The organism is Marinomonas sp. (assembly GCF_039940335.1).
GTDB lineage: Bacteria > Pseudomonadota > Gammaproteobacteria > Pseudomonadales > Marinomonadaceae > Marinomonas.
In genome coordinates, this window is the sequence record NZ_JBDVGW010000012.1 from 32512 (window position 1) to 43102 (window position 10591).

The window sequence follows — 10591 nt, forward strand, 5'->3', positions numbered from 1 at the left end:
CTAACAGCTACCTTCTGCCAGCTTAATCTGAGCAGTACAGCCTTGCTCAGGATTATCTCGCAAACTGAATTCATAGCCATATTTATGGCAAATGTCGCGAACAATCATTAGGCCTAAGCCATAACTTTCGCCTCCGGGCTTACCCTGTAAACCACAGCCACTGTCAACAATCGCAAGATAATCTGCTTGCATGATAACTTCAATTTTACCGGTGTCGGTACAGGCCAAAGCATTTTTTAAAAGATTGCCCACCAAAATATGCCAAATACTTTCACTTACCTTGGTTTGTAGCGTTTCTTTTACTTTTATCTCCAAGGTGACACCGTCTCTTGACATAGCAGCACTGTGACTTTCACAGATAGCTTCTAGCTCTCTTTTATCCACGGTGCGTAATGGTAAAGCGGCTATATCTTCCTCCCGCGTTAACGACAGCAAGGTGCCGATGTAATCTTCCATTTCATTACAGGCTTGGCTAATACGTCGTCGTTGACGCTCTGTAAAGTCAGTTGAAGGTGTCTGTGATAGTAAAGTAGCTGCTCCTTTTATGACCATCAAAGGGGTTCGCAGTTCGTGACTGGCATAACGATTAAATGCTCTTTCTCTTTCTATACGTTCGCGTATTTGATCTTGATAGTTGTTTAGACGCTCTACTAATAAGTGTATCTCGCGAGTTACCGCTCCTTGCGGAACATGGATGGTAGAAATATTGGTCGGGCTACGCCGAGCAACATCTTGAGATAATTCCGACAACGGACGAGTCAAGCGATTCGATATTCTCATCACAACAAATAAACTAATCGCCAATAACAATAAAGACATTAACAGTTGCGTCGTTTGGGTTTTAAACATCTGCTCTTCACTGTGCTCATAGACTTCATCGTAATGAATCAAGTACAACTCACGAGGCTGACCATTAAGCACCACTTGAGAACGCATTGAGAACATTTCTACGTCAACATCTGAAGTACTGTCTAGCTCAAAAGGCTTATCATCAACACTGTCCTCATCCAGCACTATATGAGGTGGTAGATTCTCTTTGCCCACATAGGCCGTAGTAAAAGGAGGAATAAATACATGGGTTTTGGCACTCCCTTCTAACAAACCCATTGCGGTTTGTTTATCTTTCAGCATACGCTGCTCGGCATAAATTTGTTCAATTCCCTCCAGCATAGAGTCCAGCATAGTGAAGTGAAAACCAACAATGGCAAATGCAACAATGGAAAAATAGGTGACGGTCAGCTGTTTCGCGGTTTTAACACGTTTCATAGATCACCCTCTTTCACCAGACGAAAGCCTACTTTCGAAATGGTGCGTAAATACGCATGTTTGAAAGGCCGATCGATTAGGCTACGCAGTTGATAAATATGGCTGCGTAACACCTTACTATCTGGCTCTTCATCTCCCCATAAAGCCTCACACACGACCTCTTTTTTCACTACATTAGGTGCTTGCTGCATTAAGCATTTTAAAATACTGAATTGAGAAGGGTTTAGAGAATAACGACTGCCTGCACGCTCTAATACTCGGGTATTCATATCCAATACCAGCTCGCCATAGTGTAAATGACGATTAGCCACACTGCCTTTACTGCGACGCACGATGGCCTGTAAGCGGATTTCGAGAATATCCAGATCAAAAGGTTTCACTAGGTAATCATCCGCATGATGAGCAAAACCGCTTAGTACGTCCTCTTTGGTATCCCGCGCAGTCAACATCAAAACAGGCGTATCTATCCCCTGCTCACGCAAGGACTTACAAACACTCAAACCATCCATTTTTGGCAGCATAATGTCGAGAATAATCGCATCATAATGATTTTTCAGCGCCAATTCATAACCCAATAAGCCGTTATGAGCATAATCCATGACATGCTCTTTAAGCTCAAAATAATCGAAAATCACCCCTGCGATGTCTTTATGATCTTCAACTAACAATAATTTCATAACCTACTCTATGTCTGGTAAAAAAAGGGCTCTGCATAGCAAACTTTCCCTTGTTTAATATTCTGCCACAAATAGGTGAAAAAAAAGTGAATCACCTTTTTACGACATCTTACCCACTAAGCTTGCTCCAATCTAATAAATGAAGTGGATTTATGATCATGAATAGTCTTCCTTTTATTCACCAAGATAAAAAACAGCAAGATCAGCAGCAGCCTCCGTTGGTATCAGTTGTGATTGCCTTCTTAAATGAAGAGGCGGTGCTTGAGCGCTGTCATCAAAGGGTTTGTGACACGCTAGACACGCTAAGTGAAGCATGTGAAATCGTCTATATTGACGACGGTAGCAGTGACCAAAGCTGGCAGATTGTGAGTAATTTTAAGCACCCTAAACATCAAATTTGTCGGCTTAAATTAAGTCGAAATTTTGGTAAAGAGGCCGCTATGAGCGCAGGCCTTTCCAAGGCTTCAGGACGATGTATCGTATTGCTCGATGCCGATTTACAGGATCCACCGCACTACATTCCTGAAATGATTAAAGCTTGGCGTAAAGGAGCCCATGTAGTGGAAATGCAACGTCATAAGCGTCATGGGGAAAGTTGGCTTAAACGTGCTACTGCTCGCTCTTTTTACCGCCTGATGGCAAGACTCAGTGATCACAACATCACAGAAAACGTAGGGGATTTTCGCTTACTTGACCGTCGTGTAGTCGAGGTCATCAACCGTTTACCTGAGCGCACCCGTTTTATGAAAGGCTTACTCGCATGGCCAGGATTTACCCGTGTGGTACTCAACTTTGAACGAGATCCACGTTTGGCCGGAGATACCAAATGGAATTATTCGAAACTATTGCATTTGGCGCTTGAAGGAATTACCTCCTTTAGTACAAAGCCTTTACGATTAGCCACTATGGCAGGGTTAATCACTTCTGTCGTAGCCTTCATTATGGCCCTAGTGATTTTCACAAAAACCCTCATGTGGGGCGATCCCGTAATTGGTTACCCCTCCACCATGCTAACAATCTTATTCCTCGGCGGCATCCAACTCTTATCCATAGGTGTTTTAGGGGAGTATGTGGGTCGCTTATTTATTGAGTCTAAGCAGCGACCATTATTTGTATTAATGGAAGAACATCTGGTTAAACCAACAACTTCTAACAAGGTCATTACGCCTCTATCACTAGAAAGTTCTACCCCTTCCACAACCTATAGTTTCCAACCTATTAGAAAGGCCTAACCCATGTCTACAATTAAAACACCTTTACCATCACGCAAGCTATTATTTAGCCTATTATTCCTGAGTATTGGTCTTCGCCTTCTTAGTTTAGGGTTATACCCATTGATGGATACGACTGAAGCACGTTACGGTGAAATGGCTCGTATCATGTTTGAAACAAGCAATTGGGTCACTCCGATGTTTGATTATAATGTGCCATTTTGGGGGAAGCCTCCAATATTCACTTGGTTAAGTAGCTTAGGCTTTAGTGTATTTGGGATTAATGAATTCGCAGCTCGCCTCCCCCATCTACTAGTTGGATTCGGTATCCTCTGGTTAACTTACACGTTAGCGAAAAGTCATTTTAATCAATCCAAAATGGGAGTATTTGCAGCAACAATACTGGCCTCAACCTTATCCTTCTTACTCATTAGCGGTGCGGTAATGACAGATACGGCATTAACCTTCTCCATTACCTTAAGTATGATCAGTTTTTGGCAAGCATGGCAGCAAAAAGGTAGAGTATGGGGATATTTGTTTTTTCTCGGCCTGACTTTAGGAATGCTTTCTAAAGGACCTTTGGCTGTTGTTTTGGTTGGAATGAGTTTAACTATTTGGCTCATCTCAAATAAACGTTGGAAGAAGTTACCCTCTGTATTGCCTTGGGGTCAAGGCAGCCTACTCTTCATACTCCTAACGGCTCCATGGTATGTCTTGGCAGAGCTTCGCACACCAGGTTTTTTGGACTATTTTATTATCGGCGAGCACATTAAACGTTTTGTGATGAGTGGCTGGCAAGGTGACCTTTACGGGAGTGCCCATGAAGAAATACGAGGCACTATTTGGTTATACGCTTTTGGTGCGATGCTTCCTTGGAGCCCTATTTTAATTTGGCAATGGTTACGCTCACTTAAAGAGGGCCGAGACACAGAAGAAAGTAGAGAAGGGTTTGCTAGCTATCTTGTACTTTGGTTGCTCGCGCCACTTTTATTATTCACGTTTGCTGGCAACATATTAGCCAGTTATGTTATGCCTGCGCTTCCAGCGATGGCATTATTGATAGTGCATTACCACAGCCAAAAAACACTCCCGAATGGGCTTTATAGAATAGGTTTTATCACGCCCTTACTCATTTCAATAGTGGTGATTGGCTTACACTTTAACCTGACGAATAAGCATACTGAAAAAACACTTCTAGGCATTTGGAAGCAACAAACAGAAGCAACCAGTGCTGACCTGTATTTCCTACAAAAAAGACCTTTTTCTGGACAATTTTATTCATCAGGCAAAGCTAAGCAACGTTCAGCTAACTTAGACGGCTGGTTACCTCAACAAGCCAAACCTTTTTTTATCATAGAGAGAAACACTAATGTGCTGGACTATCCAAACTGGTCGTGTCAAAAGCGAGCTGAAGATAAGAAAAAGCGCTTGTTGTTCTGCACTTCTAGCAAAAATTGAAAAAGCCGCTCTAAGGCAAAGCACTAGAGCAGCAAAAAAAGAAACTGAAGAGTATTAAATGGCGACGGAACCAAAACTTGGTTCCGCGTGGGCATGGTCTAAGGCTTGCTGAGCGTGTTTTATATATAACACCTCCGCACTGGCTTTAGAGTCTGCGTCATGGCCATGACTCCAAGCAAGTTTACGTTCATCCCGTGGTGAAATGCCGATATGCTTGCGATAGCAACGACTAAAGTGTGGGGTTGAAATAAAGCCACACGCCATTGAAATTTCAACGATCGACATACTCGATTGTTTCAATAACATACGGGCACGTTCTAATCTTAATCGTAAGTAGTATTTGGACGGTGAGCATTCTAAATGTTTATGGAACATACGCTCAATCTGACGACGGGAAACATCAACAAAATTGGCCAATTCATCGAGTTCAATCGGCTCTTCTAAATTGTTTTCCATCAGCTCAATCACATCCACCAATTTTGGGGTACAAATGCCGCCTGTGCTGAATTGGCGTTGAGGCATACGCTGTTGGTCGGACTCGTTGCGGATGCGCTCACAAATAAACATATCGGATATGGCATTAGACAACTTGGTGCCATGCTGCTTACCTATCATGGTCAAGAACATGTCCATGGGCGCGCTGCCACCAGAAGCAGTGAGACGGTCGCGGTCAATAGAGAACAATTTGTTATTGCATTTCACCTTGGGGTAGATCTCTTGTAAGGCCGTAAGACATTCCCAATGAGCACTACAGTGGTAATCGTTCAATAAGCCAGCATGAGCTAAAACATAACCCCCAGTACAAATAGACCCTATACGCACATTTCTGCGGGCTTGTTTGACCAGCCAAGAGACTTGTTTTTCTGTGTAGGCGCGGGTGATATCCAAACCACCAGCGACAATAATCAGGTCATATTCACCGGCGTTCGCAAGAGAGGTATCGGGGGTCAAACTCAGACCATCACTGGCGCAAATACTTGCCCCTGATTCAGAAATCAAACTCCAACTGTACAGTTCGTCAGCGGCTAGCTGATTCGCCATACGCAAAGGCTCAATGGAGGAAGCTAGGGCGATCATAGTGAAATGATCAAGTAACAAGAAGCCCACACGCGTCGTGTTGGTTGGCTTCTTAGCCAAAGCGGAAAGATTACCTGGAACCATGTAGATACCCTCTTTTGTAAGCGTCTTTATCTAAAATAAGGGTAGGCAAAAACTAGACCAGTATTTAAATAAGCGCCTTTTTATTATTAAAGGTTTTCATAATTTTGTTATGAATCATTAGCTTAGTAATAAAAACTAATAGCAACACATAAGTTACATTAAGTGCCGCTATTCATAACCAAACCATACGCACTAATATAGACCATTAGTGCGTCTTTATTAAACGCTTATTTAGATAAAACTTAAGGAAGGTGCGATTAAGTCTTCTGAACTTCAGTCTTATCAGAGAAACGGTCTATCAAGGCAAGAGTGAGCAGGAATGTTAATACCTTTCAATCACTCTTAACACAGAGAGGCCGCTTCTCTGAAAGACCCGAAGGGCGTGAGCTAAACACTTTTTATTCTTTGTTAATCTTCTTGCCAATATGTTCATATTGGACTTCAAAGCTTGCCTCGAATAATAAAGGTTTATCCACACGCTGAAGCCAGTGGACTTGTTCGTACCTTCCTTAATACTCAATCAATAAGTCGGATTTGGCGACAGTACAGCATGACAACACATAACCAGCGTCCACATCTTCATCTGTAATACCACCGTTGTGGTCCATCTGAGTCTCACCTTCTTTGACCAGTACTTTACACGTACCACAGATTCCCATACCACAGGCTTTGGGGATCATTAGATCGAGCTTGGCGGCAGCATTATGAATGGTCTCCCCTTGCGCCACTTGAATGCTTTTACCATAGTCGCTGAACTCAATGCGCATTAGATCTTCATGATTCACCGCATCCGCTTCAGCTTGGGCAACTTCCGCTTGCTCTATAGCATCTTCCACAACACTTTCTGGCGTTTCTCCGAAAGATTCCTCATGGTATTGAGCCATATTAAAGCCCCGTTCTTCGAGCAGTTTTTTCACCGCCTTCATATAAGGGGCAGGACCACAACAAAAGATTTCACGTTCCATGAAATCAGGTGAAATCATATCCAGCTTAGCCGCGTCTAAGTAGCCACGATAACCTTGCCAAGGTAGACCGTTTTCCATGCGCTCAACAATTAAATACAAACCAAAATTGTCTAACCGCGCCGCCATGTGGTCTAACTCTCTGGAATAGATCACATCTCGGGGTGAGCGAGCACTATGAATAAAGGTAATGTCCACTTCAGCATTGGTATCAAACAACCAACGCGCCATGGACATCACTGGTGTAATACCCACGCCACCTGATAAAAACAGTACCTTTTCGGCCGGATAATCTATGCAGTTAAATTGTCCTACTGGACCATGCACGGCCAGCTCCATACCCACCGTCATGTTATCGTGCAACCAGTTAGACACCTCACCACCAGGCACTCGCTTTACGGTAATGGAAAAACTGTAAGGCACAGACGGGGAGCTGGAGATTGTATAGGAGCGCATCACCTGCTTGTTGTCTATTTCTAGTTCAAGAGTAACAAACTGCCCAGGCTTGAAGAAAAACATTACGGGCTGCTGAGCCATAAAACAAAAAGTGCGCACATCCCATGTTTCATGAATGACTTTCACACAACGAACATTATGGCGACCGTTAACCCAAGTTTGGGTATTAACGGGAGCAAAGTAGTCTGCTGTATCAGCAGGAGGGGTCGGCGTAGTCATAAATAGCTCCCTTGGTGTATCGCGAAAATGTCCGCTAAATAAAGAATGATTTCGAGCCATTTTGAGTGCACGAAGGCAATACGAATTAACTCTAAACGACAATTAGTTGCTCATTGCAGTCAAGCCTATTGGGATGCTGAGATAGACAGACTCTTAGCGTCGATTTAAATGCTACAGGGTGTCGTGTTCAGGCATTTTTTGCCCCCTACATTAGCGGAATATAGCCTTAGAAATAAAACCACTTAACTCCCACTCTTTTTTGTCATTAGGGTCCGAAAGATGAAAGCAAACGATCTATTAAATGTGCGTCACGCCAACCTAGCGGATGCTCGTATTGCTATGACTGAGCTACTAGAAAATCGCCGTCCCAACTATTCTCTAGATGCTCCGCTTTATAATGATCCGCACATGTTTCGTTTAGATATGGAAGAAATCTTCCAGAAGCAGTGGTTATTTGTGGGCATGACCAGTGAGATCCCCAAGAAAGGCGATTATTTCACGATAGAAGTCGGACAAAACCCTATTCTTGTCCTTAGGGATGGTGAGGGTAACGTGAATGCCTTCCACAACACATGCCGTCACCGAGGCTCTCTCATTTGTACGGAACACAGAGGCAAAGTTGCCAACCTAGTCTGCCCTTATCACCAATGGACCTACGACCTAAAAGGCAACCTATTATTTGCGGGCACAGAAATGAAAGAAGGTTTCGACCTGAAACAACACGGCCTACAAGCCGCCCACTGCAAAACCGCAGGGGGCTTTATTTTCGTGTGTCTTGGCAAAGAACAACCTGAAGATGAGTTCGATGATTTTTTAGCCACACTCGAAACTTATATGGAGCCTTACCAAGTTGAGAACACTAAGCTCGCCGCAGAATCTCACATGTATGAAAGAGCCAACTGGAAGCTGGTGCTCGAAAATAACCGTGAATGTTATCACTGTAATGCCAGTCATCCGGAGTTGCTCAACTCTCTATTAGAGTGGGACGACACTAACGACCCAAGAGCACCACAAGAATTCCACGATCACTACAATGAGCAAGCTGCCCAGTGGGATGCCGAGGGAATCCCTCATTTGCATCAAAGCTTTGGTGAAAAGCAGCGTAATCGTATGGTGCGTATGCCTCTCAAAAAAGGCACCCATGTGATGACCATGGACGGTAAACACGCCAGCAAGAAACTACTGGGACGTATTAAAAACAGCCAGCTTGGCTCCATGCGTATTTTGCACTTGCCTAATTCTTGGAATCATATGCAATCGGACCACTTTATCGTCTTTCGGGTATTACCAATATCTGCCCAAGAAACGATGGTCACTACCAAGTGGTTCGTCCATAAAGACGCAGTCGAAGGCGTAGATTATGACAGCGATAACCTACGTCATGTATGGGATGCCACCAATGAGCAAGACAAGGTGCTTGGAGAACGCAACCAGCTGGGCATCAACTCCATTGGTTACCAACCAGGCCCCTACTCTGAAACCTATGAATTTGGCGTCATTAACTTTTTAGACTGGTACGCAGATACCATGTTGAAGGGCTTAAAATAATATCTCTAGCAGCATAGCACTCATCACATGAAGCGTTATGCTGCGACCTCTTTCTTTGGTTTTAACCCTATTCCTTTGTGCTATTTTTCTTCAGCCACTCTTTAGGCGACATCCCTAGTTTCTTTCGAAATACTCTTGCTAACACAGAACCTTGCTCGTAACCCACTTGGTTCGCCACTAAGCTGACTGGCTTACTTTCTAGTAGTAATTGCTGGGCGTGATTTAGACGTAAATCAGTCAGAAAGTCATTGGGCGTTTGGCCGACGGTTTCTCGAAACACCTCAGCAAATTTTGAGCGCGACATACCCGCTTGCTCCGCCATGGATTCTAGACTCCACACTTCCTCCACAGAGTCTTGTAGCTTAACCATTACCTTAGACAACTGTGGATGGCTTAAGCCTGCCAACACCCCTTGAATGACTAAGCCTTCATCACTTAAATGACGGAACACTTGTATCATCAGAATATCGCACAACTTGGTAACCAGTGCTTTTTGCCCCAGTCCTGCTCCACCGATTTCCCGGAACAACCAATCTACGGTGGCTTCCATCGGACTACCCACCAAAGCCACACTGACTAACTTAGGCAAACTGGCAATCATTTTTTGCTGCTCTAACGCCGTAAAATCTACCCGAGCACATATCAGCTCAGCATGGTCCAAATCGCGTGCCATTAGGTAATGAGGGCTGGTAGCAGGCAGGAAAATCAGACTGGGCTGATCAAAATGCATTTTATGACCGCTCTGGCAGGTAATGCTGACTTTACCAGAACGTAAATAATGCAAATGCCCACTGTTGGGTGCTGACTCTGCTCCAAGCGTTTTCTGACCACAAAAATTGCCATTAAAAATAACGTCAGACTGTATCGAAAAGTTTTCGAGGATGTTTTCTAGTTTATTCACGCAAACCTACTTTTTCTTATACTTTGGACGAATGGTGTCACTTTGTGGACGCCTAGAGGCCTTTCTCATTCCGTCCAACTCTATACTGGTTTCATTCCTGAGGGAGTTTGTTAGTCAGTGACTTTAACCAATAGTTCATCGTCTTTCACCACTTACCTTAAGGGCTTAAAAATAAATCCAAGACCAAAAGGAAAACACCATGAAACTGAATAAACTCGTAAAAAGTACCCTTGCTGCGACAGCGTTAATGGCCAGTGCTATCGGTTTTGCCGCAGACATTGATACTAATGCTGACGCTAATGATCTTGCCATTAAGGGCTACGATACCGTGGCGTATTTCACTATGAGTAAGCCTGTTCTTGGTAGTGCGGAATATAGCGCTAACTATAAAAATGCCACCTATCATTTTGTCTCGGCTGAACATCGTGATTTGTTTAAAGCCAACCAAGAAAAATACGCGCCACAATTTGGTGGGTTCTGTGCCATGGGTACTGCTATGAACCTAAAGTTTGATGTGGACCCAACCGCTTGGAAGGTTGTCGATGGCAAGCTTTATCTCAATCTAAATAAAGACGTACAGAAAGCTTGGTTAAGAGATGTACCGGGTAATATCAAGACAGCAGAAACAAACTGGCCTGAGCTAAAAGGCTTAACGCCAGAAGAAGCGCAAGCAAAAAACGGCTAATTCCCTAAGCCAATTTTCTTAGGCAGACAAACCTTTAGGATTGTCTG

At 43.7% G+C, this 10591-nt stretch carries 9 protein-coding genes; 4 read left to right on the forward strand and 5 right to left on the reverse strand.

Going from position 1 to position 10591, the window contains the following annotated elements; translation table 11 throughout:
• Nucleotides 1-1266 (reverse strand): sensor histidine kinase, encoded by a 1266-nt coding sequence (locus tag ABJF92_RS07585; protein ID WP_446815188.1) that lies wholly within the window; start codon nucleotides 1264-1266, stop codon nucleotides 1-3.
• Nucleotides 1263-1943: a response regulator transcription factor gene (locus ABJF92_RS07590; RefSeq protein WP_446815189.1), complete on the reverse strand. Its 681-nt coding sequence runs from the start codon at nucleotides 1941-1943 to the stop codon at nucleotides 1263-1265. The genes ABJF92_RS07585 and ABJF92_RS07590 overlap by 4 nt, the downstream gene beginning before the upstream one ends.
• Nucleotides 1944-2101: 158 nt before the next feature.
• Here ABJF92_RS07590 and ABJF92_RS07595 point away from each other — a divergent pair, with 158 nt between their 5' ends.
• Together ABJF92_RS07595 and ABJF92_RS07600 are read left to right on the forward strand one after the other, a co-directional pair.
• Complete coding sequence (locus ABJF92_RS07595; protein WP_446815190.1) at nucleotides 2102-3175, forward strand: glycosyltransferase family 2 protein; 1074 nt, start codon at nucleotides 2102-2104, stop codon at nucleotides 3173-3175.
• Between the two features lie 3 nt (nucleotides 3176-3178).
• Complete coding sequence (locus ABJF92_RS07600; RefSeq protein WP_446815191.1) at nucleotides 3179-4612, forward strand: ArnT family glycosyltransferase; 1434 nt, start codon at nucleotides 3179-3181, stop codon at nucleotides 4610-4612.
• A 54-nt stretch (nucleotides 4613-4666) separates the two neighbouring features.
• On the opposite strand, the gene gbdR is transcribed toward ABJF92_RS07600, so the two are convergent.
• Nucleotides 4667-5773: a choline metabolism transcriptional regulator GbdR gene (gbdR, locus tag ABJF92_RS07605; RefSeq protein ID WP_446815192.1), complete on the reverse strand. Its 1107-nt coding sequence runs from the start codon at nucleotides 5771-5773 to the stop codon at nucleotides 4667-4669.
• A gap of 509 nt (nucleotides 5774-6282) precedes the next feature.
• Nucleotides 6283-7410: an FAD-binding oxidoreductase gene (locus tag ABJF92_RS07610; protein WP_446815193.1), complete on the reverse strand. Its 1128-nt coding sequence runs from the start codon at nucleotides 7408-7410 to the stop codon at nucleotides 6283-6285.
• A 279-nt stretch (nucleotides 7411-7689) separates the two neighbouring features.
• Here ABJF92_RS07610 and ABJF92_RS07615 point away from each other — a divergent pair, with 279 nt between their 5' ends.
• A complete protein-coding gene (locus ABJF92_RS07615; protein WP_446815194.1) occupies nucleotides 7690-8958 on the forward strand; it encodes an aromatic ring-hydroxylating oxygenase subunit alpha in 1269 nt (422 codons plus the stop codon).
• Nucleotides 8959-9025: 67 nt separating this feature from the next.
• Here the strand turns inward: ABJF92_RS07615 and ABJF92_RS07620 are convergent, their stop codons facing one another.
• Nucleotides 9026-9859 (reverse strand): AraC family transcriptional regulator, encoded by an 834-nt coding sequence (locus tag ABJF92_RS07620; protein ID WP_446815195.1) that lies wholly within the window; start codon nucleotides 9857-9859, stop codon nucleotides 9026-9028.
• A gap of 199 nt (nucleotides 9860-10058) precedes the next feature.
• On the opposite strand from ABJF92_RS07620, the gene ABJF92_RS07625 reads away from it, so the two are divergent.
• Nucleotides 10059-10544 carry a YHS domain-containing (seleno)protein gene (locus ABJF92_RS07625; protein WP_446815196.1) on the forward strand — a complete coding sequence of 162 codons (486 nt, stop codon included), beginning with the start codon at nucleotides 10059-10061 and terminating at the stop codon, nucleotides 10542-10544.
• Nucleotides 10545-10591 lie beyond the last annotated feature (47 nt).

What these genes read in the sequence shown, in the direction of transcription:
- ABJF92_RS07585 (WP_446815188.1), bottom strand. Translation starts at nt 1,266, where the DNA reads ATGAAACGTGTTAAAACCGCGAAACAGCTGACCGTCACCTATTTTTCC.
- ABJF92_RS07590 (WP_446815189.1), bottom strand. Translation starts at nt 1,943, where the DNA reads ATGAAATTATTGTTAGTTGAAGATCATAAAGACATCGCAGGGGTGATT.
- ABJF92_RS07595 (WP_446815190.1), top strand. Translation starts at nt 2,102, where the DNA reads ATGAATAGTCTTCCTTTTATTCACCAAGATAAAAAACAGCAAGATCAG.
- ABJF92_RS07600 (WP_446815191.1), top strand. Translation starts at nt 3,179, where the DNA reads ATGTCTACAATTAAAACACCTTTACCATCACGCAAGCTATTATTTAGC.
- gbdR (WP_446815192.1), bottom strand. Translation starts at nt 5,773, where the DNA reads ATGGTTCCAGGTAATCTTTCCGCTTTGGCTAAGAAGCCAACCAACACG.
- ABJF92_RS07610 (WP_446815193.1), bottom strand. Translation starts at nt 7,410, where the DNA reads ATGACTACGCCGACCCCTCCTGCTGATACAGCAGACTACTTTGCTCCC.
- ABJF92_RS07615 (WP_446815194.1), top strand. Translation starts at nt 7,690, where the DNA reads ATGAAAGCAAACGATCTATTAAATGTGCGTCACGCCAACCTAGCGGAT.
- ABJF92_RS07625 (WP_446815196.1), top strand. Translation starts at nt 10,059, where the DNA reads ATGAAACTGAATAAACTCGTAAAAAGTACCCTTGCTGCGACAGCGTTA.